The organism is Pleomorphochaeta naphthae (genome assembly GCF_055396005.1).
The window spans coordinates 2877984-2904342 of the sequence record NZ_AP042457.1; the positions used below are offsets into that span (position 1 = coordinate 2877984).

General features: G+C 29.4%; 24 protein-coding genes. 16 read left to right on the forward strand and 8 right to left on the reverse strand.

What is annotated here, in order from left to right:
• Positions 1-7 precede the first annotated feature (7 nt).
• From ACZ5SO_RS13130 to ACZ5SO_RS13145, 4 genes are read left to right on the forward strand one after another with little or no spacing between them, the layout of a single operon-like run.
• Positions 8-760 carry a Nif3-like dinuclear metal center hexameric protein gene (locus ACZ5SO_RS13130; protein ID WP_464625202.1) on the forward strand — a complete coding sequence of 251 codons (753 nt, stop codon included), beginning with the start codon at positions 8-10 and terminating at the stop codon, positions 758-760.
• 9 nt (positions 761-769) lie between these two features.
• Positions 770-1291 (forward strand): signal peptidase II, encoded by a 522-nt coding sequence (gene lspA, locus ACZ5SO_RS13135; RefSeq protein ID WP_464625204.1) that lies wholly within the window; start codon positions 770-772, stop codon positions 1289-1291.
• A gap of 53 nt (positions 1292-1344) precedes the next feature.
• Positions 1345-1623, forward strand: a complete 279-nt coding sequence (locus tag ACZ5SO_RS13140) for a leader peptide processing enzyme (protein ID WP_464625205.1) — start codon at positions 1345-1347, stop codon at positions 1621-1623.
• A complete protein-coding gene (locus tag ACZ5SO_RS13145) occupies positions 1623-2660 on the forward strand; it encodes a hypothetical protein (protein WP_464625207.1) in 1038 nt (345 codons plus the stop codon). The genes ACZ5SO_RS13140 and ACZ5SO_RS13145 overlap by 1 nt, the downstream gene beginning before the upstream one ends.
• Position 2661: 1 nt before the next feature.
• Here the strand turns inward: ACZ5SO_RS13145 and ACZ5SO_RS13150 are convergent, their stop codons facing one another.
• Entirely contained in the window at positions 2662-3720 is a 1059-nt protein-coding gene (locus ACZ5SO_RS13150) for an alpha/beta hydrolase (protein WP_464625208.1), read from the reverse strand.
• A gap of 209 nt (positions 3721-3929) precedes the next feature.
• Here ACZ5SO_RS13150 and ACZ5SO_RS13155 point away from each other — a divergent pair, with 209 nt between their 5' ends.
• From ACZ5SO_RS13155 to ACZ5SO_RS13180, 6 genes are all read left to right on the forward strand, one after another.
• Complete coding sequence (locus ACZ5SO_RS13155) at positions 3930-6092, forward strand: DUF4954 family protein (RefSeq protein ID WP_464625209.1); 2163 nt, start codon at positions 3930-3932, stop codon at positions 6090-6092.
• A gap of 213 nt (positions 6093-6305) precedes the next feature.
• Positions 6306-7088 carry an IclR family transcriptional regulator gene (locus ACZ5SO_RS13160; RefSeq protein ID WP_464625210.1) on the forward strand — a complete coding sequence of 261 codons (783 nt, stop codon included), beginning with the start codon at positions 6306-6308 and terminating at the stop codon, positions 7086-7088.
• Complete coding sequence (locus ACZ5SO_RS13165; RefSeq protein ID WP_464625211.1) at positions 7075-7920, forward strand: SMP-30/gluconolactonase/LRE family protein; 846 nt, start codon at positions 7075-7077, stop codon at positions 7918-7920. The genes ACZ5SO_RS13160 and ACZ5SO_RS13165 overlap by 14 nt, the downstream gene beginning before the upstream one ends.
• On the forward strand, positions 7913-8671 hold the full coding sequence (locus ACZ5SO_RS13170; RefSeq protein WP_464625212.1) for an SDR family NAD(P)-dependent oxidoreductase: 759 nt from the start codon (positions 7913-7915) through the stop codon (positions 8669-8671). Before ACZ5SO_RS13165 ends, ACZ5SO_RS13170 begins: the two co-directional genes overlap by 8 nt.
• Before the next feature lie 53 nt (positions 8672-8724).
• Positions 8725-10392 (forward strand): dihydroxy-acid dehydratase, encoded by a 1668-nt coding sequence (gene ilvD, locus ACZ5SO_RS13175; RefSeq protein ID WP_464625214.1) that lies wholly within the window; start codon positions 8725-8727, stop codon positions 10390-10392.
• Positions 10393-10400: 8 nt separating this feature from the next.
• A complete protein-coding gene (locus tag ACZ5SO_RS13180) occupies positions 10401-11090 on the forward strand; it encodes an RraA family protein (RefSeq protein WP_464625216.1) in 690 nt (229 codons plus the stop codon).
• Here the strand turns inward: ACZ5SO_RS13180 and ACZ5SO_RS13185 are convergent.
• Positions 11083-12015: an aldose epimerase family protein gene (locus tag ACZ5SO_RS13185; protein WP_464625217.1), complete on the reverse strand. Its 933-nt coding sequence runs from the start codon at positions 12013-12015 to the stop codon at positions 11083-11085. The two genes, ACZ5SO_RS13180 and ACZ5SO_RS13185, sit on opposite strands and share 8 nt — an antisense overlap.
• Positions 12016-12160: 145 nt before the next feature.
• On the opposite strand from ACZ5SO_RS13185, the gene ACZ5SO_RS13190 reads away from it, so the two are divergent.
• From ACZ5SO_RS13190 to ACZ5SO_RS13200, 3 genes are read left to right on the forward strand one after another with little or no spacing between them, the layout of a single operon-like run.
• The gene (locus ACZ5SO_RS13190; protein WP_464625219.1) at positions 12161-13660 is read left to right on the forward strand and encodes a sugar ABC transporter ATP-binding protein; all 1500 of its coding nucleotides are present in this window, start codon (positions 12161-12163) and stop codon (positions 13658-13660) included.
• 15 nt (positions 13661-13675) lie between these two features.
• The gene (locus tag ACZ5SO_RS13195) at positions 13676-14671 is read left to right on the forward strand and encodes an ABC transporter permease (RefSeq protein ID WP_464625220.1); all 996 of its coding nucleotides are present in this window, start codon (positions 13676-13678) and stop codon (positions 14669-14671) included.
• Between the two features lie 16 nt (positions 14672-14687).
• On the forward strand, positions 14688-15674 hold the full coding sequence (locus tag ACZ5SO_RS13200; protein WP_464625221.1) for a substrate-binding domain-containing protein: 987 nt from the start codon (positions 14688-14690) through the stop codon (positions 15672-15674).
• Positions 15675-15695: 21 nt separating this feature from the next.
• Here ACZ5SO_RS13200 and ACZ5SO_RS13205 read toward each other — a convergent pair whose 3' ends face one another.
• Entirely contained in the window at positions 15696-16559 is an 864-nt protein-coding gene (locus ACZ5SO_RS13205) for an AraC family transcriptional regulator (RefSeq protein ID WP_464625222.1), read from the reverse strand.
• A gap of 230 nt (positions 16560-16789) precedes the next feature.
• Between ACZ5SO_RS13205 and ACZ5SO_RS13210 the strand changes: the two genes are divergently transcribed.
• A complete protein-coding gene (locus ACZ5SO_RS13210) occupies positions 16790-20026 on the forward strand; it encodes a tetratricopeptide repeat protein (RefSeq protein ID WP_464625223.1) in 3237 nt (1078 codons plus the stop codon).
• Positions 20027-20074: 48 nt separating this feature from the next.
• Here ACZ5SO_RS13210 and ACZ5SO_RS13215 read toward each other — a convergent pair whose 3' ends face one another.
• From ACZ5SO_RS13215 to accB, 5 genes are all read right to left on the reverse strand, one after another.
• A complete protein-coding gene (locus ACZ5SO_RS13215) occupies positions 20075-20845 on the reverse strand; it encodes an NYN domain-containing protein (RefSeq protein ID WP_464625225.1) in 771 nt (256 codons plus the stop codon).
• A gap of 116 nt (positions 20846-20961) precedes the next feature.
• Complete coding sequence (locus ACZ5SO_RS13220) at positions 20962-21870, reverse strand: acetyl-CoA carboxylase carboxyltransferase subunit alpha (RefSeq protein WP_464625226.1); 909 nt, start codon at positions 21868-21870, stop codon at positions 20962-20964.
• Positions 21863-22633, reverse strand: a complete 771-nt coding sequence (gene accD, locus ACZ5SO_RS13225; RefSeq protein WP_464627851.1) for an acetyl-CoA carboxylase, carboxyltransferase subunit beta — start codon at positions 22631-22633, stop codon at positions 21863-21865. The genes ACZ5SO_RS13220 and accD overlap by 8 nt, the downstream gene beginning before the upstream one ends.
• A gap of 11 nt (positions 22634-22644) precedes the next feature.
• Positions 22645-23961, reverse strand: a complete 1317-nt coding sequence (locus ACZ5SO_RS13230; RefSeq protein ID WP_464625227.1) for an acetyl-CoA carboxylase biotin carboxylase subunit — start codon at positions 23959-23961, stop codon at positions 22645-22647.
• Positions 23958-24398: an acetyl-CoA carboxylase biotin carboxyl carrier protein gene (gene accB, locus ACZ5SO_RS13235; protein WP_464625228.1), complete on the reverse strand. Its 441-nt coding sequence runs from the start codon at positions 24396-24398 to the stop codon at positions 23958-23960. Before accB ends, ACZ5SO_RS13230 begins: the two co-directional genes overlap by 4 nt.
• 120 nt (positions 24399-24518) lie before the next feature.
• Between accB and ACZ5SO_RS13240 the strand changes: the two genes are divergently transcribed.
• The gene (locus ACZ5SO_RS13240; RefSeq protein ID WP_464625230.1) at positions 24519-25454 is read left to right on the forward strand and encodes a beta-ketoacyl-ACP synthase III; all 936 of its coding nucleotides are present in this window, start codon (positions 24519-24521) and stop codon (positions 25452-25454) included.
• The gene (locus tag ACZ5SO_RS13245) at positions 25442-26359 is read left to right on the forward strand and encodes an ACP S-malonyltransferase (protein WP_464625232.1); all 918 of its coding nucleotides are present in this window, start codon (positions 25442-25444) and stop codon (positions 26357-26359) included. Before ACZ5SO_RS13240 ends, ACZ5SO_RS13245 begins: the two co-directional genes overlap by 13 nt.

A 26359-nucleotide genomic window follows, 5' to 3' on the forward strand; every position in this document is an offset into this window, starting at 1 on the left:
GGTTTTTATGAAACGAAATGATTTAATATCTTATTTAGACCAATATTTAGAAATAGATAAATATAAAAACGTAGATATCTCTCTAAATGGGTTGCAAGTTGGTGGAGAAAATAGAGAAATCAAAACAATTGTCTTTGCAGTTGATGCTTGTTTAGATTCTATTAATAAAGCCATTGAAGCGAAGGCTGATATGCTTATTGTTCATCATGGGTTATACTGGGGCTCTCCACTTCCGATAAAAGGATCTTTTTATAAAAAGATTAAGTTGTTGATTGATAATAATATTGATTTATATGCTGCCCATTTACCTTTAGATGCTCATATGGAAGTTGGAAACAATAAGGTAATGGCGAGGCGATTAAATCTAATTAATATTATACCCGCATTTAATTACAAAGGAGTATATATTGGAGTGATAGGTCAAACAAAAGAGACATTAAGTCTTGAAGATATCTCTAATTCTCTTGAATTTACTAACCCTATAATTTTAGACTTTAGTGATCAGCCTATTAATAAAATAGCCTTTGTAAGTGGAGAAGGTGCTCATGATATTCATGAGGCTAAAGAATTAGGTGCTCAGTTATTAATTACAGGTGAACCTCGTCATAGTGAATATCATTATTGCAAAGAAGAGAGGATTTCTATGATATGTGGTGGACATTATGAAACTGAAACTTATGGAGTAAAAGCTCTTGCTGTTAAATTAAGTAAGAAATATAAAATATTAATAAAATTTATTGATATTCCTACAGGGTTATAAGGATTAAAAATGAAAAAATATAGGCATTTGCTTTTATCTGCTCTAATTATAATTATTGATCAATTATCGAAGAATTTTATTGTTTCAAACATTAAAGTCAACACAATAGGTTATACTTTTTTTAATGACTTTTTATGGATAGTTCATGTTAGAAATAATGCTGTTGCTTTTAGTTTAGGCCATACTTTATCTCTACCAATTAGAACTATTTTATTTATTTTCGTACCTATTATAGTTTTATTTTATGTTTTTTATTTAATGTATTTTGAAAAGGAAATAAAAATTACTAATTTTCAACGCTGGCTTTTAGCTGGTTTTATTGGTGGTGGAGTTGGAAATTTGATTGATAGAATTTTTAGAGATTTTCAGGTTGTAGATTTTATAAGTAATAAAGTTTATGGTTTGTTTGGTTTAGAGAGATGGCCAACTTGGAATGTTGCCGATGCAACTGTTGTTGTCTGTGGTGTTCTAATGTTGAGTAGTATAATTTATGGATATCTTAATAAACGCAAACAGAATGAAGATCTTTGATTTTATTGATGATTAGAATGTGATATGATATTATTTTTATTAAAGAGGAAGTTATGAGTAAACAATCAAATACAGCTATATTTATAATTGTAGCAACTATAGTGAATATTCTAATAATGTTAGCTTTATTTATCATCTTTTTTGTAGTAGCAAGTTTAATTTTTGATCTAAATGGAAATATTGGTGTTGTTATTTTAGGCCTATCTTTTGTGGTAGCAATAGGTGGGAGTATATTTATTTATTCTAAATTAGTTAATTGGGCTGTTGCTAAATTTAATTTAGAAGAAAAATTAATTCCAATTTTTTCTAGAAGAAAGGGTCGTAAAAAATAATGGAACTCCAATCCTTAGAAACTTTTAATAGTTTAAGTTGGTATCCTTTTACAGATGAGCCGATACTTGAAGCAAGTATAATAACTCCTCGTCTTTGTGATCCAACTTTAGTAATGCCAGAAGATTCACCTGATAAAAGGTGGCATCTTTTTGCGCATAACTGGATTGGGATTCAACATTTTGTAAGTAATAATGGCTTAGATTGGCAAAGTAGTAAGATGATTGAGCTTAGAGGCCATTCTCCTTTTATTTTTTTTAAAAAAGGTTTTTGGTATTTAATTTATGAAAAACATGATTCAACACCAGATAATCTTGATTGGCATGAGATAAAAGAAAATAATAATAAAAGGATTTCAAGAAGTAGAATTGAAATTTGTCATACTGAAGATATGATTAATTTTAGTAAACCTCAAATTTTATTAGACAGTAAGGATGTTCCTTTTGCAAAGGATAAGTTACAACGACCTAGATTATCAAGACCACAACTGTTTTATGATGAAGAGCGAGGGTATAGATTATTTTTTGGGGCTTCACATATCCGCCTCAAAGATTCAAAGCAAAAAGCCTCGTTATATTTTGCTATGGCAAAATCTCCTTCTTTATTAGGCCCTTATATTCTTGAAAATGAAGGAAAACCTTTAATTTCACCTGATGCTGATGATAAATATAGAAATTTAGCTACAGGTAGTATTAGAATACTTCCTATAAAAGATGGTGGCTATATTGCTTTTGAATGTGCTTTTGGATGGGATAAAGAAAATAATAAAAGTGTAAGTTCTTTGATTCAATTAGAAAGTACTGATGGATTATCTTGGAAACAGTCTGAAAAAAAACCTTTATTAGAATTACCTAAAAAAGGATGGGCTTCTAGATATATAACAAGTTGTGATATTAGATATATGAAAGATGATTATTGTTTTTATTGTTATTATTCTGCTAATGAGAAAATCAAATTTGGGCCTATCTTTTATGTTAAAGAATCTTTAGGATTATTATTAGGTAAAGATCCAAGGCCAAGAAAAGTTTTTTCTGACTAATTTAGACAAATTTAAATATTTTTTTTCTTGTTCTTTTTCTCTCTGCTTTAATTTCTTTTTTCATTTGCTTTTCAGTCGTCAATTTTATTTTTGATAAACTTTTCCCATTCACAAATTGTAGTACAGCACATTCTGCCTCTTCATTACCTATTGCCTTTGGATAGTTTATAAATCCATGAATTGCCTCTTTTATTTCTAAATAGTTTACCGGAGTGTCTGCTGAAGCAAGTGCATCAGCGTACAACATAGCATCGTCTCTCAATGGATCTAGTTCAGCACTAATTATTAATGTTTTTGGAAGTCTCGAATGATCTTTGGCTAATAAAGGAGAGAAGTTTGGGTTTAATATATCTTTTGGTTCAGATTGATATTGTTCTATGAAGAAACTGATTTCTGATTTACTGATTGTTGGAGTAGTAGAATATTTTTCATAGCTATCTGTTCTCATTCTAGCATCGGTTATCGGATATAATAGAATTTGTCCTGCGATCTTTGGGCCTTTTCTATCTCTAGCTAATCTTGAAACTCCAGCACAGAGATTTCCTCCTGCAGAATCTCCCATTAAAAAAATTCTATCTGGATCCACTCGCCAATAGCGTGCTCCATTTGCTGCCCAGATTAAAGTGTTATAGCAATCTTCTAAAGCTGTTGGAAACTTAAATCTTGGAGCCAATCTATAATCAACTGACAAAACTCTTACTTTTGTTACTTCTGTTATACGAGAGCAATAATAGGAATATAATTCCATGTTTCCCCAAATCCAACCACCACCATGAAAAAATATAATTAATGGAGTTAAGCCGCCGTGATTTACATTATTTTCTTTTTCAAATAAATATCCTGTTATAGCACCACCTTCGACAGGTATAATAAATGTTTTTTTTGAAATATTTTTAGCATGTTTTTTTAAAGCTCTTTTGACCCAAAATTTATTTGGAAGAGTATCATCATTTAATTGATCAATTTTTTGTTGTGTCAGATTTTGAAAATCTGATATATTTTTATTCTTCTTAATTATATTTATCAATTTCAATAATTTCTTATTATTTTTATCACTCATAATGAATATATTACTTCAACAATTATAGTAAGGCAAGTATTGTTGTATAAATATGAATCTAATATACATAAAATCACATAAAGAGTTAAGTGTGGAAAAAAAAGTTTTTTTTTGACATAAATATTTACATTATATTAAATAAAGTATCTTTTTTTATTAAAAGAAAGAGTTTTGTTGCAATTTGATAAAATTTATTTATACTATTTGTTATGGATAAAGTAATTTTAATAAATCGAGATGAATTAGGAGAGAATTTTCTAACACAAGATTTTCTACAACAGGGTTGTGATGAGTTTTATTTTAGAAATCAACAAGTAGATAAAAAGAAATGGAGAAAATTAACTAATTTTGAAATAGAGATATTAATAAAAAATGGTAATACAGCTTCTTCATGGGAAGATATTTTAGTTTGTGATCCTTTTGATCCTACACTAGTTATTAGATCAAGTTTTTATGGCTTGGTCAGAATAGGAAAAATTGAAAGAGGTTTGTTAAAATATCATGATTTTATTCTCTCTCAAGGAATTATTGATAGTGTAATAATTTCGAGTGATATTGGCGATAATTGTGCGATAAGTAAATGCCATTATTTAAGTCATTATATAATAAAAGATAGAGTAATCCTTCATCAAATTGATGAAATACAAGCCACAAATCATGCAAAATTTGGCGTAGGTATTGTAAAGGAAGGAGAAGATGAAGATGTTAGAGTTTCTATCGATATAATGAATGAATCAGGAGGGAGAAAAATTCATCCTTTTGTTTCTATGACTTGTGCCGATGCCTATCTTTGGGGAAGTTATAGAGCAGATTTAAATTTAATGAAAAAATTTGATGAATTTACAAATAATACAATAAGTCATAAACGTGGATTTTATGGTGTTGTTGAATCAGAATGTGTTATTAAAAGCTGTAGAATTATAAAAGATGTTCATTTTTATAAGTGCACTTATGTAAAGGGTGCTAATAAATTAAAAAATCTAACTATTAAATCTAGCCCTATCATGCCAACACAAATAGGAGAAGGTGTTGAATTAGTAAATGGTATAATAGGAGAAGGTTGTCATATTTTCTATGGATGTAAAGCCGTACGCTTTGTTATGATGGATAACTCTTATTTAAAATATGGAGCTAGATTAATAAATTCTGTATTAGGTGAGAATTCAACAATAAGTTGCTGTGAAGTATTAAATAATTTAGTATTCCCTTCTCATGAACAGCATCACAATAATTCATTTCTAATTGCTTCCAATATCCAAGGCTTGTCTAATATGGCAGCAGGTGCAAATATTGGTTCAAATCATAATAGTAGAGGGGCAGATGGAGAAATTGTTGCAAAAAGAGGCTTCTGGCCCGCTTTATCTAGTACTTTAAAACACAATTGTAAATTTGCTTCTTATACTTTAATTGCGAAAGGTAATTATCCTAGTGAATTAAATATTATTTTTCCTTTTTCTCTATTAAGTAGTGAAAATAATAGAAGACAGATTATGCCAGCATATTGGTGGATGTATAATCTTTATGCTTTAGAAAGAAATAGTTTTAAAGTTAAGACGCGAGACAAAAGGAAAGTTATTAACCAAATAATTGAAAGTGAATATTTGGCTCCTGATACTGCATTAGAAATAATTGAAGCTATAAAAAATTTAAAAATTCTTGTTGGAAAAGCTTATAATAAAAATGAAATAGAAAAAAATAAACTTTTAAAATTAGGTTTTGAATTGTTAAATTCCGATAAAACTTTAGTAGATGAATTAGATGTTGTAAGCTATGATAGTGAAAATTCTAATATCCCAGTTAAAATTTTGAAACCCTATGAAGGCTATCATGCATATAAAGAAATGCTTATATATTATGGAGCAAGAGAAGTCGCTTATTGGTGTGATGAAAATAAATGTTCTTTAAGTGAATTGCAAGAAGATATTAAAAGTAATTTGGATCCCTGGACAAATGTTGGTGGACAAATAGTTCCTGAAAGTTCAGTTGATAAACTTAGAGAAGATGTCAATAATTCTGTAATAAAGAGTTGGGATGATGTACATCAAAGATATAAAGAATGGGGAAAATTTTATAAAAAAGAGAAAATTGCTAATGCTCTTGGGGTTTTAAAATATTGCTTAAAAGTTGATTTCATTGATGAAAAGATATGGGATACTATCAAATTTAATGCTATAAAAACTAGGGAATATATTGAAGATCAAGTTTTCCAAACTCGAGTTAAAGATTACAATAATCCATTTAGATCAATAACATTTAGAAATGATGAAGAAAGAGATATTGTCTTAGGTGCAGTAGAAGAAAATTCTTTTATTAATGAAAGTAAAGAAATTACAAAAGAATTAATTATAAAACTAAATAATGTTAAAATCTGAGAATAAGTGATTTTAAAAACTAATTTCATCGAATTAAAAATTCTAAATTTAGGAAAATCTTAAGTTTAGAATTTTTTTTTGATTAACCTCTTTAAATTTATTTTATTTCTCACTTTACAATGATATCAAATCTAGAAATAAAATAATAAGTTGACAGATCGTGTAAATATAGTATCATATAATAAAACCTAGTTTTATGGAGTGATATATTTTATGGATAATGAAAGATACTACGTAGCCTCTATTGGTAAAGTTTTAAAGACCTTAAAGCAATTTAACAGTGAAAATAGAGAGCTTACATTAACAGAGCTAACAACAAAAACAGGATATACTAAAAGTAATATGCTCAGAATTTTAGCAACGCTATCACAAGAAGGGTTTATAAAATATGATGCTAGTTCAAGAAAGTATTCGTTAGGTTATATAATTCACTCTTTAAGTAACTCTATGGGATTTATAGATATAAAAGAAATTTGTAGGTCAGTTTTAGAAGAAACAGCAATTAAAAGTCAAAGTTTAATTCATTTATCTATTTTAGAACATGATAAAATTTTAGTAATAGATAGAATTTTTCCTTCTCATGGAATGGAAGCTCTTGTATTAGCTAGTTCTATTGGAGGTGAGGTACCTGTTCATTGTACAGGTGCTGGTAAAATAATTGCAGCATATTGCACTGAAAAACAAAAGAAATTGTTATTAGAAAAATGTAAATTTGAATCATATTCAACTAATACAATTACAGACAGAGAAACCTTTAATCAAGTTTTATTAGATGTTCAAAAGAAAGGTTATGCGTTAAATGTTGGAGAACATGAACCATATTTATCTTGTTTAACAAGACCTATTTTTGATTCTAATAATAATTTAATAGCAGCATTTTCAATTTCTGCATTAAAAGACGTTTTCCAAAGTGCGGAATTCTTTAACAAAATTAATGACATTTCTCAAGAAACAGCAAAAAAATTATCGAGGATGTTTTCAAATGAAAATTACTAAACTTTATTCGGGGTTTGAATTAGCTGAAGGCCCACTTTATATTAATAGTGCAAATTACTTAGTTTGGGTAGATATCGAAGGATATACAATCCATTATTACAATGAATTAACACAAAAAAAAGAGTATTTTTCATTTGATGCCCATGTTGGTTGTGTAGTTTGGTATAAAGAAAATATTGTTGTTTGTGCAGTTGGCCAATCATTAGTTTATTTTGATCTTAAAGTAAAAGTAATTATTAAAACTATTAGAATTTTTGATGATAAAAGGTTGAGATTTAATGATGGTAAATGTGATAAGTATGGGAATCTTTGGATAGGTACCATGGCTATCTATTATGATTATGAAACAAGTAAAAATCTTGGTTCTCTATACTGTATAAAAAACGATGTAGTAATTAAGGAATATAAGAATTTTTCTATTCCAAATGGCTTAGATTGGATTGATAATTATTTTTTCCATATTGATACAGCTGATAACACACTCTATAGATATGAAGTAATAGATGAATGTGTTTTAAAGAACAAGATTGCATTTATTTCTGATTTTGAGGCATCTCCTGATGGGATGACAATTGATAAAGATCATAATTTCTGGGTTGCCCTTTGGGGTGGAAAAAAAGTTGTCTGTTATTCATATAAAACACAAAAAATAATAGAAGAACTTCAATTTGAAGATCCATTTATTTCTTGTGTAACTTTTGGGGGAGAAAAATATAATACTTTATTTATAACTTCTGCAAAAAACAAAAATAATAAAGGCTCATTATATAAGGTTGAAACAAATTATATTGGGAAAGCTCCAAATAAATATAAGGGGAATTTAAATGTCTAAAGTTGCTTTAATTACAGGTGGTGCAAAAGGAATAGGAAAAGCTATTACCTTAGAAATGCTTCGAGCAGGTTATGATGTTGTTATTAATTATAGAACAGCTAAGCAAGAAGCTATGGGTTTGTGCGAATATGCAAAAACATTAAATAGAAAAGCTGTAGCAATTTATGCTGATATGGCTAGAGTTGATGAAATTAAAAATATGTATGAAGTTGCGATCAAAGAGTTTAAAACAATTGATGTTGTAATAAATAACGCTGGAGTTTCTAATGAGGTTTATTTTTTAGATGCTAGTGAAAAAGACTTTGATTTAGTAAATTCAATAGATTGGAAAGGTTTATTTTTCTCAAGTCAATTTGCTGCAAAGCATATGATTAAAAATCATTTGAATGGAGTTATAATTAATGTTTCTTCAAACCAAGTAGACGGATGTTGGCCTAGAGCTACCATTTATGCTTCTGCTAAAGCAGCAGTTACAAAATTTACTAAAAACGCTGCTATGGAATTATCCCCTCATAATATTAGAATGGTCGCTATAGCTCCAGGATACACAGATATCGGATGGGCTAAAGATAGTCATATCAGAAAAGCTGAACAATTAATTCCATTAAAACGTTTTGCTTCTACAAAAGAAATAGCTCGCTCTGTAGTTTTTTTAGCATCAGATGATGCGAAATATATGACAGGAAGTGTTTTAACAATTGATGGTGGAGCAACTTTACCTTTAGCTGTTTGTAACGATGTTAATGATTAATATAAATTAAATATATTTATGTGTTCATTTCTTAAATATAAGAGGTTATTCAAATGGAAGAAAGAAATAATTTTAATCCCATTTTAAAAGGAGATAAAGGAGCATTGAAAAGAGCCTTATATAAATCTATGGGGTTTGATGATTCAGCTCTTTCAAAACCAATTATTGGTGTAGTAAATACTTATACAAATGCTACTTCAGGTCATTTTAATTTAAATAATGTATGTGATTATGTAATTAAGGGTATACATGATGCTGGAGCAACAGCTATGACTTTTGGAACCATTGCTCCATGTGATGGTATAGCAGAAGGTCATGCTGGAATGAGGTATATTCTTCCATCTAGAGATCTTATAGCCTCAAGTGTTGAGTGTATGACACGTGCTCATAAATTTGATGGACTGGTTTTATTAGGCTCTTGTGATAAAATTGTACCAGGTTTATTAATGGTAGCAGGAAGATTAAATATTCCTTGTATTCTTTGCAATGGTGGACCTATGTATCCCGCTAAGTACAATGATAAAGATTGGGATGGAAATATTATAACAGAAGCTATTGGTTGGAAAAAACGAGGCATAATAGATGAAGAGGAATTTGTTAAAATAGAAAACTTAGCAGAACCTTCTTGTGGTAGCTGTGCAATGTTAGGAACTGCAAATACTATGGCGATTGTTAGTGAGGCTCTTGGTATGAGTTTACCAGGTTCGGCAACTATTCCTGCAATTAGTGCTGATAGATTAAAAGTTGGTTTCGAAAGTGGAAGAACAATTGTCAATTTAGTTAGAAACAATATAACAAGTCGTAAAATATTAACAAAAGAGGCCTTCCATAATGCAATCACAACATTAATGGGTATAGGTGGTAGTACAAATGCAATTATGCATCTTCAAGCTATATATTATGAAAGTGGTTTAGGAGAATTAGATCTTTCTTATTTCGACAAAATTAGTTATTCAACTCCCCAAGTCGCGTCAATCTATCCTGCAAGTAAATATACTCTTGTTTCATTTCATGAAAAAGGTGGAGCTCAAGCTGTAATGAAGTCTTTAGAGCCTTTATTAAAAGGCAGTGCTCTAACTGTTACTATGAAAAGTGTTAAAGAAAATTTAGCTAAGTATGATTTCAAAGAAAATGAAATAATAAAAACAATGAATAATCCGTTCAATGAAAATGGTGGAATTGCAATATTAAGAGGAAATATTTCTCCTTTAGGTTGTGTTGTTAAACCCGCAGCTATCCCAAATGATTTAAAAAAATTTAAAGGTAAAGCTAAAGTATTTACTTGTGAAGATGATGCTTGTGACGCAATTTTAGATGGATTGATTGCTTCAAATACTGTTGTTGTAATAGCTTATGAAGGGCCTAAAGGTGGTCCTGGTATGCCTGAAATGTATAGACCTATGAAAAACTTAGAAGGTATGGGTTTAAGCGATAGTTGTGCGCTAATTACAGATGGTAGATTTTCAGGTTCAAATAGAGGCCTTTTTGTTGGACATATTTCACCAGAAGCTTATGAAGGGGGATTGCTTGGCTTAATTAAAGATGGTGATGAAATTTTAATAGATATTTTTGATAAAAAGATTACTTTGTTAGTTAATCAAAACAAAATTGAAGAAAGAAGAAAACATTGGGTTCGAGTAGAAAAAGATATTCCAAACGGATATCTAAATACATATAAAAAAATAGGAAAATCAGCAGCGAAAGGTGCAATAGTTGATTAGGAGAATTTATGATTAAATGGAAAAATGACAAAGAATTGTTTTCAATTATGAAAAATCATTTATATTCGTCAGTTATTGGAGATATTTTAGACTCCATGGGTTACTTACATCAGTTTTTACCACAAAAACTAACTCCTTTAGATTTAGATATGGTAATTGCTGGAAGAGCAATGCCAGTTTTAGAAGCTGATGCTTTTGAAATTATTTCAGATGGAAATAATTCAATTATGTCTCAAAATTTTGGATTAATGCTAAACGCCTTAGATGATATTAAAGAAGACGAAGTTTATATTTGCACAGGTTCTTCACTTAATTATGCCCTTGTTGGTGAGTTGATGTGCACTAGAATAAAAATATTAAAAGGTGCTGGAGCTATAGTAAATGGATTTCACCGTGATACGAAGGGTATTTTAAAATTAGATCTACCTTGTTTTTCCTATGGAAGGTATGCACAAGATCAAGGCCCCAGGGGAAAAGTTATTGATTGGAGAGTTCCAATTGAAATAGAAGGAGTGAGAATTAATCCTAGAGATTTAATTTTTGGGGATTTAGATGGAGTTCTAGTAATTCCAAGAGATATAGAAAAAGAAGTTATCCAAAAAGCCTATGAAAAGGCAACAGGAGAACAACTTGTATCTGAGGAAATAAAAAAAGGTGTATCTTGTATTGATTCCTGGAATAAATGGCACATTATGTGAGAATTGTATAAGTGATAAATTGCTTATATTTTTCATTAGGTTTTGTTATTTTCCTTCGATTAATTTCTTGAGGTTCTATTGCAAAAGCACAATTAGATGTTGCGTTTACATTATTTATTAATTTTGTATTTTCATCTAAAAATCCACCAGTATATAAATGGATATCCGGAAAGGAAGATGAAACATTTAAGCTAATATGATTAAACTCGACATTACAACTTGAGCAATGAAAAGCGTGGTTATATCCACGCTCCATAATAATTTGATTTTTAGGTTTTAATATAGAAAGATTGTCTTTTAACTTTTTAGAAGTAATAAAATTAAAGGAGGTATTATTAACATCTAGGGAAGATCTTGGAATGTGAAATGGATCATTTAAGTAAAAAGAAGAGGAAGGAATTTGGAATTTGTGATTAAAAATCTTTTTAGTAAAATCACATGAGAGATTCCAATATGCATGGTTTGTAATGTTAAAGATAGTATCTTTATCACTTTTAGCTTCAATTTCAATTAAAATAGACTTATTTTCTAAGCTATATCTTGTTTTTATCCATCTGTTGCCTGGATAGCCTTGTTCGTTATCCCTTAGAAAGGTCTGTAAACAAATACTATTTTTTGATTGAGATATTATATCCCAAGTTTTATTAGATAAATTGATTAATCCTCCGTGGATATGTGTTGTCCCTTCATTTTGAACCAACTTGTAATTTGAATTATTTATAAGAAGTTTTCCATTTTTAATTCTCCCACAATAAGGACCAACTATAGAGCCAGATAAAGATGGATCTAAGCCATAGCGTTTGCTTGAGTTAAGTTGCATTAAAGGTGAAAATCTATTTTGTACTGTTATTTTTTCAAGTGAACAACCACGAGGATTTATCTGAAAAGACAAATAATTATTTTTGATTTCTATATTTTTATTCATGAAAAACTCCAATAAGAGTTTAATTTATAGAAAATTAGAAGTCAAATAGAATAGCAATTTTTTACAATAAAATAGCAATTTGTAATAATTGCAAGAGTAAATATGCATGGTAAATTAAAATTACGCTAATAAAGAGGAGTTATTTATGCAGTATTCAGTTGAATTTCAGCATATTACAAAGTATTTTCCTGGAGTAAGGGCGCTTGATGATGTTAGTTTTAAAGCATTTGGAGGAGAAGTTCTAGCTTTTCTTGGAGAGAATGGCGCTGGTAAATCAACTCTGTTAAAAACTTTAAATGGTGATTATCAGCCTACAAGTGGAAACTATTTATTAAACAATGAAAATGTTCATTTTAACACGCCGCATCAGGCAATCGAGGCTGGAGTCAGTGTTATATACCAAGAGCGACAGATCTTGATGGAATTATCTGTCGCAGAGAATATTTTTTTGGGAAGAATGCCTGTTAATAAATTTGGAATCATTGATGTTAAGAAAGCTAATTTAGAAGCTGAAAAGATAATCAAAGACTTTAATTTAAAAAATATTAAAGCTACTGATAAAGTAAAAGATTTAAGTATTGCTTATCAACAAATGGTTGAGATTATGAAAGCTTACAGTAGGGAAAATTTAAAGTGTATATGTTTTGATGAACCTACAGCTTCATTAAGTGATTCTGAAATTGAAATTCTTTTCCAGATAATACAAAAACTAAAAAATGAAGGGAAGATAATTATTTATGTTTCACATAGAATGAGTGAAATTAAAAGAATTGCTAATAAGGTTGCCATATTTAAAGATGGTAAATTTATAGATATTGTTGATGCTAAAACTACAACTGAAACGAAAATGATTAATATGATGGTAGGTAGGGATTTAGGTGATATTTTTGCTTCCTTAGATAAGAATAAAAAAATAGGAGAAGCTTACTTTAAGGTAGAAAATGTATCTAGTGCTTATGTTCAGCCTGTTTCTTTTGAATTACATAGAGGTGAGGTTTTAGGTTTTTCTGGTCTAGTTGGATCAGGACGTACTGAATTGATGAGAGCCATTATTGGTGCTGATAAAATGCAAACTGGTTCTATATATCTTGAAGGAAAGAAAATAAGGAATGCTGATCCCCACCAAGCTATTTCTAATGGAATTGTTTTAGTTCCAGAAGATAGAAAAACTCAAGGTATTTTAGAATTTTTAGATGTTGGCGATAATATTTCAATTGGGTCTATGGATGCAAATTCTAACAAATTAGGTGTATTAAATAGAGCAAAAGAAGAACAATTAGTAACAAAATCAATTAAGGATTTTTCAATTAAGACTCCAAATTCCAAAAAATTAATAAAAGAATTATCTGGAGGAAATCAACAAAAATGTATTGTTGCAAGGTGGATGGCTACTAATCCTAAAGTTTTAATCTTAGATGAACCAACAAAAGGAATAGACGTTGGAGCAAAGAGTGAATTTTATAATATGATTAGTAATTTTTCTAAACAAGGTTTAGGGGTTATTTTGATTTCGAGTGAATTGCCCGAAATTATTGGATTATCAGATAGGATAATCGTTATGAGAGGCCAAAAAGTAAGTGGTATTGTGGACGCTAAAGATGCTACTGAAGACCTAATCTTATCATATGCAATGTCAGAGAAATAAGGGAGAGAATTATTAATGAAATTAAAGAAAATAAATAATGGTGCATTAGATGGTGGTAAATTAATTTTAATATTGGCAATTATAGCTATTACTGCTTTATTTACATTTTTAAATCCTAATTATCTTTCATCAACTAATTTTGTAAATATCTTAGTTGCTGCTTCACTCGCTGGTTTGATAGCAATTGGTGAGACCTATTTAATTATTGCAGCTCAAGTTGATTTGTCACCTGGTTCATTAGTTGCTTTTTCTGGTGTTTTAGCTGCAACTTTAGTTGCAACAGGAGTTCCCTTTTTAATTGCTGTTCTAATTACATTAGTTTTTGGCGCTATAATAGGATTGTTTAACTCTTGGATGGTTAACCAAATTAAATTACAACCTTTCATTGCAACGTTAGTATCTCAGTCAATTGTAAGAGGTTTTGCATATATTATTTGTGGAGGCAAACCTGTTGCAATAAAAAATCAAACATATATTGCATTAGGAAGAGCAAGATTTTTAGGACTACCTATTTCAGTCTGGATTATGCTTATTTTGATGATTGTTTTTGGCTTTATTTTAGCTAGAACGCGATTTGGAAGAAGTATCTATGCCATTGGTGGTAATAAACAAGCTGCAAGATTAGCTGGAATAAACCCAAAAAGAACTATTGTTTTAATGTTTATCATAATGGGTGTTTTAAGTGCAGTTGGAGGAATTGTATTCTCAGCAAGAATGCATTCTGGTCAACCTGCTGCAAATATTAACTTAGAGTTTGATGCTATTACTGGTGCTGTTTTAGGTGGTGTTTCTTTCGCTGGTGGAGTTGGAAATATGGGAGGAGTATTTTTAGGTATCATTTTAATTCAAGCTTTTAATACTGGATTAACAATGGTTAATGTTCCTTCATTTTGGCAATATGTCGCAAGAGGTGCCTTATTGTTAATAGCTCTAACAAGCGATTATATAAGAAAAACAAATAGAGAAAAAGCTTTATTAGCTGCAAGTAAAAAAGCTGCTATTGAAGAATAAAAAAAGGAGAAAAGATATGAAAAAGAGTATTGTAATTTTATTCGTACTTATTTTTGGTTTAAGTTTTGCTTTTGCAAATGGATCTCAAGAAAAAGCTAGTTCTAAAAATACTATTTATGGAATTTATAAAGCAGGGGATCAAACATGGTTTATTGATGAAGGTGCAGCTGCTCAAGCTGCAGCAGAAGAAGCTGGATATGAATTTATTTATGTTGATGCAAAAATGAATCCAGAAGAGTATTTAAAAGCTTTAGATAATGCTATTGCTAATAATGCAGCTGGTGTTGTTACTTGTATTCCAGATCAAACAATGAGTTCTGCAGTTGTTGATAAAATGGCTGATGCAGGAATTCCTATTGTTGCAGCAGATGATGCTTTAGAAGAAGATGGTACTAAATTAGCTCCTTGGGTAGGTATTAATGCATATGTTATTGGAGAAGCTAATGGTGAATGGATTGCCAATTATGCAAAAGAAAATAATCTTGTAGGAAAAGATGACGTTGCATTATTATTAATGACTATGGATACTGTATCTTCATGTGTTCCTAGAGCAGAAGGTGAGTATGATAAATTTACTGAACTGGTTCCAGATTTTGACAAATCAAAAATTTATAGAGCTGACTATGATGGAACAACAGATAAAGGTAACCAAGCTGCTTCTGCTGTTATAACAGCTCATCCTGAAATTAAAACTTGGTTAGTGACAGGTGCTAATGAAGAAGGGTGTATTGGTGCAGTACGTGCTCTAGAAAGTGCAGGTTTAGATAAAGATGCTTGTGTTGTTGGATTAGGTGCTTATATGGCTAAAGATGAATTTAAGAATGAAGGTGGCTCTGCAATGAAAGCTTCAGCTTATTTCTCATCAGAAAGTGTTGGTGCAGGTTCAGTTAAAGTTCTTTTAGATTTAATAGACGGAAAAGATGTTCCATTAGCAACTGCGGTTGATGCTGTTGTTGTAACTCCTGAAAATTATCAACAGGTTATGGGCAAATATGCTAATTAATAATATTTAAAAATTATTTATTTAGGATTGCTTAGAATTAAGCAATCCTTTATTTTTATTTTTTTGTCTATATTTTGCAGGGGAAAGATGGACTTCTTTTTTAAATGAATTTGAAAAAGCACTTTCAGTATTAAATCCACATAGATAGACTATTTCTTTGAGAGATTTGTCTGAGGATAAAAGATAAAACTTTGCTGCATTGATTCGAGAATTAATAATAAATTCATGAGGAGAGTAGCCAAATTCTTTTTTAAAAGTTCTTATAAAGTGAAATTTAGACATACATGCTCTGTTTGCTAGTTCATCGATACTAATTTTTTTATTTAAATTGTTATTTATATATCCAACAATAGTTTCAAATGGAGCTTGTGTTTGATTTATATTTTCTTCTATCAGTAACTCACTTAGAATGTTTACTAGCAATTTATTAGTAAGTGCTTCATTTGCGCCATTATTATATTTATGATTATCAATTAATTCTTTCATGAATTTGTAGCAATTGATTGAATTATCTAATTCTTTATAACCCTTATTCTTTTTTATAATTAAATTATACCATTGATGAGCTAGCTCACCATTAAAGTGTGCCCAATATATTTTCCATCCACTGTGCGTGCCATATTCATGAGGAATGTTGCAATTTATTAAAGAAATAGAGTTTTCTTTTAATGTAGTAATTTTATTATCTTGATTTAAATATCCATATCCTTTAATCACATAGAGTAATAAATAACTGTGATAGGTGTTTCTTTGAACTTTATAATGTAAGTCACAAGCGTAATTACCACAGCATGTTATATTAAAAAATATTTTTTTTGATAAATTCGTGGCATTGTGAAAAAAAATCTCAGATTCCTTTAGAACCCCTTTTTCATTAATTTTCATAATAAAAATACCTCATAATATTGAAAATATAGTTTTATAATACCATACAAAATAAGATTGATATATAATTTATACATCTTAATTTAAAGGTATAATTTTTAAAAAATAATATTCTATAGTAAAAAAAGATAGATTATTTGATTTAGCAATTTTTTACAATAAATTAGCAATATACGATATTTATAACTCAAAAATTAGATGCTATCGTTATTAACGATAGGAGATAACTTATGAATAATGCAAAAGTATATAAAGAAACTATAACTATACCAACTTATGGAATTGGGGAACCTAATAAAAATCCAATGTTTTTTGAAAAAAGAGTTTATCAAGCTTCAAGTGGTAAAGTATATCCTTATGCAATTATTGATACTTTAGTTGATAAAAAAGAGGATAAAGAATACCAGGGTGTTTATTTAGAAAATGACTATATTAAAGTTTTACTATTACCTGAAATTGGTGGAAAAATTCATAGAGCCATTGATAAAACAAATGGATATGATTTTGTGTATTATAATGAAGTTATAAAACCTGCTTTAGTAGGTCTTTTAGGGCCTTGGGTTTCTGGGGGTATTGAATTTAACTGGCCACAACACCATAGACCAACAACGTTTATGAAATGTGAATGTAAAACATTTGAAAGAGCAGATGGAAGTGTTAGTGCTAAAGTTTATGATTATGATCGAATGAATGGTACTAGTGTTGTAACTACTTTTACATTATATAAGGACAAAAGCTACATTGAAATAAATGCTAGACTCTTCAATCCAACTTGTGAAAATCAAACTTTTCTTTGGTGGGCAAACCCTGCTGTTGCTGTTAATGATAATACGCAATCTATTTTTCCACCAGATGTAAATGCTGTTTATGATCATGGTAAAAGAGCCGTATCCAAATTTCCTATCGCAACAGGAGAATACTATAAACATGATTACGGAATGGGGGTAGATATTTCTAGATATAAAAATATCCCTGTTCCAACTAGTTATATGGCTTATAAGAGTAAATACGATTTTGTTGGAAATTATGATTATGGAAAAAATGCAGGTTTACTACACGTTGCAGATCATCATATATCTCCAGGGAAAAAACAATGGACTTGGGGTAATGGGGATTTTGGTCAAGCTTGGGATCGAAATTTAACAGATAACAATGGGCCTTATATTGAATTAATGACCGGTGTATATACTGATAACCAACCAGATTTTTCTTGGTTAAGGCCTTACGAAGAAAAAGAATTTAATCAATATTTTATGCCTTATAAACTTGTTGGTGCTGTTAAAAATGCTAATAAAGATTTTATTATTAATTTAGAAAATTCTGATAAAAATGTGAATTTTAAAATATATTCTACAGGAAAAGCTGATGTTATTGTAAAACTAGAAGGAAAGAAAGTTTATTTTGAAGAAGAGATTTCTTTCATTCCAAGTGCAGTTTTTGAAAAGAGTTTAAATAAAATAGATGATGAAGATTTAACTCTTTCCATATATTCTAAAAATGGTAAAACTCTACTTTCCTATAAAAAAGAAAGGGATGAGATAAAAGAATTGCCAAGCCCTCAAAAACCTGCGGAAAAGCCAGAAATAATACAAACTGTTGAAGAATTATATTTAACAGGTCAACATATAGAACAATATAGACATGCTACATTTATTGCAGATGATTATTATTTAGAAGGACTAAAAAGAGATCCTAATGATGTAAGATGTAATAATGCATACGGCCTTTTACTCTTGAGAAGAGGACTTTTTAGCGAAGCTGAAAAACATTTTAATACTGCAATAAATAGATTGACTAAATTACATCCAAATCCTTATGATAGTGAGGCGTATATTAATTTAGGATTTTCTTTAATCTATCAAGGAAAAATAGAAGAAGCTTATGAAGCCTTTTATAAAGCGACTTGGGTTCAAAATGAGGCAGCAATTGGATTTTATCAATTAGCAATTATTGATTCTTCTTTAGAAAATTATGAAAGCTCTTTGGCTTTAGTAGACAAAGCTATACAATATAATTCTAAGAATTATTTAGCTAGAGCTTTAAAAGCTTATATCTTAATGAAAGTTGGGAAAAACGAAGTTGCAAAAAAACTTGTTGATGAAAACTTAGTTGACAATCCATATGATTATATTTCTCTATTTTTAAGTGATAAATTAAATAGCGAAAATAATTTTGAATCAAATAGAGTAAATACGCTTTTAAGTGTTTCTTACTATTTTGATTTTATAGGTGAGCATGAATGGGCTTTAGAGATATTAAATAAATATAAAAGTGAAAATATAATGCTTAAATATTATAAGGCTTATTATTTATTTAGGTCTAATAAAGAGTATCAAAATCAATTAAAATTAGCAATGAAGACAAGTATAAATTCATTTTTTCCTTCAACATTAGAAGATCAGATTGTATTAAATTTTGTTATAGAAAAAAATGAACATGATTTTAAAGCATTATATTTACTTGGGAATATATATTATGCAAATTCTAGATATGATGAAGCGTATGATTGTTGGGAAAAGAGTAAAAAAATAAATAATACTTTTGCTTCTGTTCACAGAAATTTATCAATTCTTCTTTACAATAAGAAAAATTTGGTTGAAGAAGCAGTTGAAGAAATCGAACAAGCATTTTATTTAGATAAAAGTGATGAGAGAACTTTTTTCGAACTAGATCAAATTTATAAAAAAATTAATAAAGATGTAGAACTTAGATTAAAAGACTTTGAAAGTAATATTGATTTGATAGTTAAAAGAGACGACTTAAAGTGTGAATATGTTACTTTGTTAAATTTAGTTAGGAACCATGAAAAAGCTTATGACTTCTTATTGAATAATAAATTCAATCCCTGGGAAGGTGGTGAAGGTCGTGTTTCTGCTCAATACGTATTAGCTTTAAGAGAACTAGCAATCAAGAAAATGGAAAACAAAGAATATAATGATGCTTTAAAACTTTTAACTAAAGCTTTATCATTTCCACATAATTTAGGTGAGGGTAAATTAGAAGGTGATAAGTCAAATGATATTTATTATTATATTGGATTATGCCATTTAGCTTTAAAAAATTCAGATTTAGCTAAGGATGCTTTTGAAGCAGCTACTTTAGGAACAAATGAACCTTCTAGTATGTTGTATTATTATGATCAAAGTCCTGATATGATTTATTTTAAAGGTCTTGCTTATTTACAATTGAACAACCAACTAGAAGCGAGAAAATGTTTTAATAAATTAATCGATTATGGAGAAATTCATTATTTTGATCATATTGATTTAGATTATTTCGCAGTATCATTACCAGATTTACAATTGTTTGAAGATGATTTAGATCTAAAGAATAAAATACATTGTAACTTTTTATTAGCTTTAGGTTATTTAGGACTAAATAATATTAAATATAAGAAATACTTAGATAAAGTATTAGAGTTAGATAATTCTCACTTTAGAGCAAAATTATTATTAAATAATCTTTAAAAAAATGTGGTACTTAACTTAATAAAGTTGAGTACCACTATGTATATTTTAAGAATTTTTATTATATCTTTTCCTTCTTTTATTTTTTACATAGACTATTTGAACACCATTTTTACCTAAGTCTTCTCGTCTTGTTTCAACTGTATCAATCGATTCTAAGAAAGGTGTCATTTTTGAGAAACCAAAGTTTCTTACATCAAATTCTGGAAACCTTTTAACAAGAATAGAACCTAAGGTTCCGGCATTTAACCAACCACTTTCATCACTTGCTTCATTAACAATAGTTTTAATTGCTTTGATAATAGGTTGTAATTCAGGAATTTGTTTTAAAGGAGGATTTGGTTTTGATTCAGGGTTTTCTGGACAATTTTCTTCATTTTCAGCAGCACATAGTAATTTATCTAAGAATTTAAATTTATCACAAGCTGCAATAAAAGGTTTTGGTGTTTTACTTTCTCCCATCCCTATAACAATTTTTCCAGATTCTCTTAATCTTGAAGCTAATCTAGTGAAATCACTATCTGAAGATATCAAACAAAAACCATCTACATGAGAAGTGTAGAGAATATCCATAGCATCAATAATCATAGCACTATCTGTAGCATTTTTCCCTTTAGTGTAACTATATTGTTGTATTGGAATGATAGAGTATTCAAGTAATACTCTTTTCCATTTTGTATCGCCCTTTGTCCAATCACCATATATTCTCTTATATGTAGCAGTTCCTTCTTTTGAAATTTCATCGAAAATAATGTTTATATAATTTGAACTAATGTTTTCAGAATCAATTAGAACGGCAAAACGTTTTTCATTATCCATTTTTTTTCCTTTTATTTTATTATTTATAATAATAATAACCTATAAATCAAAATAATGCTATTTAAGATTTTTATAAAAAAGGTTTGCCTAAATATAAAGCAAACCAAAATTAAGAGTTAATATATTTTTTGAAGAACTTTCAATAAAGGTTTTGACCAAGATTGCTGTTCTTTGCTAGCTCCTATGCTTCTAATTTTTTTCAACCTATATCTAACAAGACTATCTGGATTTTTTTTGACTAGAGAATTTAGATCTCTATTTATTGTTTTTTTTATCTCTTTTGCAGTAAATTCTGGATTAACATGGGCACCATCTTTATCTTCTTTTATAATTCCATGAATAATTTCCATTTCTAATAAATCTTGGGCCGTCATTTTCATAATGTTTGCAGCTTCTTCTGCTTTAGAAGAATCATGCATTAATATAGATGCAAAACCTTCTGGGGTGATAACAGAATATACTGCATTTTCCAATAGATATAATTTATCACCAACTCCGATACCTAAGGCACCACCACTGCCTCCTTCACCAATTATAAAGCTAATTATTGGGACACTTAAAGTTGCAAATTCTTTTAAGTTAGTTGCTATAGCTTCACCTATTCCTCTTTTTTCCGAGCCTAGACCAGGATAAGCTCCGGGGGTATCGATAAAACTTATTATAGGTCTGTTAAATCTTTCTGCTTGTTTGGCAAGCCTTAGAGCTTTTCTATATCCTTCTGGGTGGCTCATTCCATAATTTACATCAATATTTTCTTTTAAGTTTGAGCCTTTTCTATTCCCTATAATGGTGACTGGCCTCCCATCTATTATACCAATACCTCCAAGCATAGCCTTATCATCTTTATATAATCTATCTCCACAAAGAGGCATAAAATCATCACAAATAAGTTTAATATAGTCTTCGACACCAGGTCTATTGATATTCCTAGAGAGTTGAACACATTCCCAGGCTGTTCTTTTTTTAGCATAAGATTCAACTCTAGAGAGTCTTTCTGTCATTTCTTTTAATTCAATTTTACTCATTTTTATTTACCTTATGTGTTTTAATTAGAAAAGAGAGAGTCTTTTTTAAGTCTTTTCTATCAACAATCGCATCGACAAATCCATGTTCCTTTTGAAATTCAGCTCTTTGGAAACCCTCTGGAAGTTTTTCTCCAATAGTTCCTTGAATGACTCTAGGTCCGGCAAATCCTATTAAGGCCCCAGGTTCGCTTAAAATTACATCACCTAGCATAGCAAAAGAGGCTGTAACACCTCCTGTGGTAGGGTGTGTTAATACAATAAAAAGAGGTACTTTACATTTATTCATAAGAGCTACAGCGGAACTTGTTTTAGCCATTTGCATCAAGGAAAAAATACCTTCTTGCATTCTAGCCCCACCACTTGCACAGAAAATAATGACAGGATGATTATTTAATGCCCCTTCTATCATTATTTTAGTAATTTTTTCTCCAACAATGGCTCCCATTGAACCACCCATAAAATCAAAAGACATAATACAGATATATATATCTTCTCCATTAAGTTTAGCTTTTCCGCCAACTACTGCATCATTCAGGTTTGATTTATTTTTGTGTTTCTTAAGTTTTTCTTCATAACCCTCAATTTGTAGAGGGTTTAAAGAAAACAAATCACCATCAATTTCTACAAAGGAATCTTTATCGCAAATTAATTTAATTCTGTCTTTTACTTTGAAATTAAAATGATGATTACAATTTGGACAAACCTCTAAATTTTTAGATAGAGTTTCTTTATCTATTTCTTGATGGCAATTTGGACATTGTATAAATTTTTCCATTATAATTCCTTTTCAATTTTTTTATATAAAGATGTATCAAATTTTCCACTTATAAAATCTTTGTTTTTTAATATTTTTATTATCACATCTTTATTTGTCTTTATTCCTTCAATTTCTAATTCATTTAAACAGTTAATCATTGTTTTAATGCTTTCTTGTCTGTTTTTTGTATATACGATGATTTTAGCTAATAGGGAGTCATAAAAAGGGGATACTTTATATCCTGAATAAATATGTGTATCAACTCTTACACTAGGACCTAGTGGTGGATTAAATTTAGTAATTAAACCACAAGAGAGAGCATTAATTCTAACTTCCATTGAATGGTTTCTTAGAATTGGTTGTTCTTTCATACTTTTAGATGGACTATTATCACTTATTAAAATCATCTCCTTAATGATATCAATAGATGAAACAAATTCACTTACAGGATGTTCAACTTGAACTCTAGCATTAACTTCCATAAAGTAACACTTATCATCTTCAAGTAGGAATTCTATTGTCCCAGCTCCTTGATAATTTATAAGTTGAAAAAGTTTAATGGACGCTTTTTTTAATTTATTTCTAAGTTTGTCATTTACAACATTAGATGGACTTTCCTCAATTAATTTTTGGTGATTTTTTTGAACAGAACAATCCCTTTCTCCTAAGAAAATTACATCATCTCCATTAGAGAGTAATTGTATTTCGATATGGCGAGGATGTGTTAGATATTTTTCTACGAGAATAGCAGGATTTGCAAAGAATTTATTAGCTTCTTCTTTTGCAATTGTAAAGTTTGAAGCGAGTTCATCATCATTATTTATGACTCGCATTCCCTTGCCCCCTCCACCTAATGATGCCTTTAAAATGATAGGATACCCTAATTTGTTAGCTATTTCTTTAAGTTCAGATATACTTTCTACTTCTTTAAAGCTTCCTGGAGTAACATCAAGTCCAGCTTTTTTTGCTAAAATTCTAGCTTCAACCTTGTTACCTAACAGATTAATAGTATCTTTATTTGGCCCAATAAAAATTAATCCACTATTTTCAATCGCACTAACAAAAGTTGTGCTTTCACTTAGGAAACCAACACCAGGATGAATAGCATCACAGTGAGTGTATAAAGCTGCACTTATTATGTTATTTATGTTTAAATAACTCTCCATTACATTTGACGGTCCAATACAAATACTTTCATCTGCAAGTTTTACCCACAATCCATCTTTATCGACAGTAGAATAAATAGCAACGCTTTTGATTTCCATTGCTTTAAGAGCTCTGATTATTCTAACTGCAATTTCACCTCTATTAGCAATTAGTACTTTTTTTATCATAGGACTTCTACCTTAAAAAGAGGTTGATCAAATTCTACAAGTTGACCACTATTTACTAAAATTTCTTTAATTTTGCATTTAAATTCACTCTCTAATTCATTCATCATTTTCATAGCTTCAATAATACATAGAGGCTGTCCTTTCTCAACTATTTGATCTATTTCTACATAAACATGTGAATCAGGAGAGGGAGCTCTATAGAAAGTTCCAACGATAGGTGATTTTATGATTTTTATGTTATTTTCTACTTGTTTCTCTTCACTTTTACTTTTTTCATTTTTCTCATTAGGTTCTATCTTATTAAAATTTGTTTGAGAATTATTACTACTTATATTTTTTTTGCATTTAATTTGAAAATCTTTATAAGTAATTTCAAGTTCACTAATACTACTATTTTCAAAACGATCCATTATCTTATTAATGTCTATGTTTTCCATTTTATACCTCATTTAAACAAATTTATGTTTCTCTTTATATTTACATTTTATTTTTATAGTGTCAATATTGACATTTTTTAAAATAATGTAATAATAGATATTAAAGTGTTTGGAGGCTTTATGGAAGAAAAAAAAAGCATAAGGATAAGTGCTTTAGGATCTTATTTGCCAGAAAAAATTGTAACAAATGATAATCTTTCTAAAATTGTAGATACAAGTGATGAATGGATTGTGTCTCATACTGGAATAAAAGAAAGAAGGTATGCAGCTAACAACCAACATGCTAGTGACTTGGCCATAAATGCGATAAATAATATGGGAGTAGATATATCAGATGTTGATGCAGTTATAGTTGCAACAGCAACTCCTGATTTTAATGGTTTCCCTTCAACTGCTTGTATTATTAGTGAAAAATTGAAATTAAAAAAAGTAAATATAGCTTTTGATCTTACAGCAGGTTGTACTGGTTTTATCTATGCACTTGAAAATGCTAGAGCTTTAATTGTAGCAAAAAGTGCTAAAAAAGTTTTAGTAGTTGCTTGTGAAGTTTTATCTAGAATTGTTGATTTCTCTGATAGAAATACTTGTGTTTTATTTGCTGATGGTGCTGGTTGTGCCTTAGTAGAAGAAGGTTATAATTCTTTTAATTCAATTTTAGGAGTTGAAAAAACTGGATCTGACAAATTATTTATTGATAAGAATTTTCATATAAATATGGATGGTAGAGCTGTTTACAATTTTGCAGTTAGGAGTATAGTTGATACTATAAGAGCACTTGCTAAACAAAATTGTATATCGATTGATGATATCGATTATATTGTGTCTCATCAAGCTAATATTAGAATACTCCAAGCTGCTGCTAAGAGATTGAAAATAGATATAAACAAATTTTATTCAAATGTAGATAGAGTAGCAAATACAAGTGCGGCGTCAATTCCAATCGCCTTAGATGAGCTAAATAAATCAGGCAAAATTAAAGAAGGTGCAAATATTATTTTAGTAGGATTTGGGGCAGGATTAACATACGGAGGGACATTTTTAAAATGGACAAAGTAGTAATGTGTTTTCCAGGACAAGGTTCACAAAAGCCAAAGATGGCCTTAGACTTATATGATTATAGTAAAGAGGTTAGAACTTTATTTGAAATAGCGAGTGATATTTCTAAGTTAAATTTACATCAGATATTAGAAAAAGGCGATCCAAAACTTTTAAAGCAAACAGAAATAGCTCAAAATGCAATTGTTTTAGCAAGTTTAAGTTCTTTTGTTTTATTAAAACAAAGAGGTATCCATCCAATTGCAGTAGCTGGTTTTTCTCTTGGAGAGCTTATGGCCTTAAGAGCTTGCAATTCTATAGATGATGAAACTTTATTCAAATTAATTCGTAAAAGAAGTTCTTTAATGGCCCGTTATAGTGAAGACTCTATAAGAAAATATGGAGATGTTGCAATGGCAGCTGTTGTTGGACTAGATGTTGATATTGTTGAAGATGTAATACATACATCTCAATTAGAAAATGTTTATGTTGCTAATAATAACAGTAGGTCTCAGGTTGTTGTTTCAGGAATTAAAACTCAAATTGAAAGACTTTCTCCTTTATTGAAAGAAAAAGGTGCTAGAAGAATTATTCTGCTTCAAGTTTCAGGACCTTTTCATACTCCACTATTAAAAGAAGCTGAGATAGAGTTTGATAAATATCTTAGTAGCATAAAATTTGAAAATCCAACTTGTGCATTATATAGTAATGTTACAGGTAAAATTGAATTCGACATTAAACCTTATCTTTCAAAACAAATTACTAATCGAGTTCAATGGGTTCCAATTATGAAGGATATAAATAAAAGATTTAAAGATTATAAGATTTTAGAAGTTGGAGTATCTACTGTGCTTTCAAATTTATTTAAATCAGAAAATATGATTTGTACTTCTTGTGGTACTATAGATCAAATAAGAGGATTATAA

Coding starts and splice junctions, on each gene's coding strand:
- ACZ5SO_RS13150 (WP_464625208.1), bottom strand. CDS start 3,720: ATGAGTGATAAAAATAATAAGAAATTATTGAAATTGATAAATATAATT.
- ACZ5SO_RS13130 (WP_464625202.1), top strand. CDS start 8: ATGAAACGAAATGATTTAATATCTTATTTAGACCAATATTTAGAAATA.
- ilvD (WP_464625214.1), top strand. CDS start 8,725: ATGGAAGAAAGAAATAATTTTAATCCCATTTTAAAAGGAGATAAAGGA.
- ACZ5SO_RS13215 (WP_464625225.1), bottom strand. CDS start 20,845: ATGGATAATGAAAAACGTTTTGCCGTTCTAATTGATTCTGAAAACATT.
- ACZ5SO_RS13245 (WP_464625232.1), top strand. CDS start 25,442: ATGGACAAAGTAGTAATGTGTTTTCCAGGACAAGGTTCACAAAAGCCA.
- ACZ5SO_RS13210 (WP_464625223.1), top strand. CDS start 16,790: ATGAATAATGCAAAAGTATATAAAGAAACTATAACTATACCAACTTAT.
- ACZ5SO_RS13200 (WP_464625221.1), top strand. CDS start 14,688: ATGAAAAAGAGTATTGTAATTTTATTCGTACTTATTTTTGGTTTAAGT.
- ACZ5SO_RS13195 (WP_464625220.1), top strand. CDS start 13,676: ATGAAATTAAAGAAAATAAATAATGGTGCATTAGATGGTGGTAAATTA.
- ACZ5SO_RS13180 (WP_464625216.1), top strand. CDS start 10,401: ATGATTAAATGGAAAAATGACAAAGAATTGTTTTCAATTATGAAAAAT.
- ACZ5SO_RS13240 (WP_464625230.1), top strand. CDS start 24,519: ATGGAAGAAAAAAAAAGCATAAGGATAAGTGCTTTAGGATCTTATTTG.
- ACZ5SO_RS13140 (WP_464625205.1), top strand. CDS start 1,345: ATGAGTAAACAATCAAATACAGCTATATTTATAATTGTAGCAACTATA.
- accB (WP_464625228.1), bottom strand. CDS start 24,398: ATGGAAAACATAGACATTAATAAGATAATGGATCGTTTTGAAAATAGT.
- ACZ5SO_RS13165 (WP_464625211.1), top strand. CDS start 7,075: ATGAAAATTACTAAACTTTATTCGGGGTTTGAATTAGCTGAAGGCCCA.
- lspA (WP_464625204.1), top strand. CDS start 770: ATGAAAAAATATAGGCATTTGCTTTTATCTGCTCTAATTATAATTATT.
- ACZ5SO_RS13205 (WP_464625222.1), bottom strand. CDS start 16,559: ATGAAAATTAATGAAAAAGGGGTTCTAAAGGAATCTGAGATTTTTTTT.
- ACZ5SO_RS13230 (WP_464625227.1), bottom strand. CDS start 23,961: ATGATAAAAAAAGTACTAATTGCTAATAGAGGTGAAATTGCAGTTAGA.
- ACZ5SO_RS13155 (WP_464625209.1), top strand. CDS start 3,930: ATGGATAAAGTAATTTTAATAAATCGAGATGAATTAGGAGAGAATTTT.
- ACZ5SO_RS13160 (WP_464625210.1), top strand. CDS start 6,306: ATGGATAATGAAAGATACTACGTAGCCTCTATTGGTAAAGTTTTAAAG.
- ACZ5SO_RS13190 (WP_464625219.1), top strand. CDS start 12,161: ATGCAGTATTCAGTTGAATTTCAGCATATTACAAAGTATTTTCCTGGA.
- ACZ5SO_RS13170 (WP_464625212.1), top strand. CDS start 7,913: ATGTCTAAAGTTGCTTTAATTACAGGTGGTGCAAAAGGAATAGGAAAA.
- ACZ5SO_RS13145 (WP_464625207.1), top strand. CDS start 1,623: ATGGAACTCCAATCCTTAGAAACTTTTAATAGTTTAAGTTGGTATCCT.
- ACZ5SO_RS13185 (WP_464625217.1), bottom strand. CDS start 12,015: ATGAATAAAAATATAGAAATCAAAAATAATTATTTGTCTTTTCAGATA.
- ACZ5SO_RS13220 (WP_464625226.1), bottom strand. CDS start 21,870: ATGAGTAAAATTGAATTAAAAGAAATGACAGAAAGACTCTCTAGAGTT.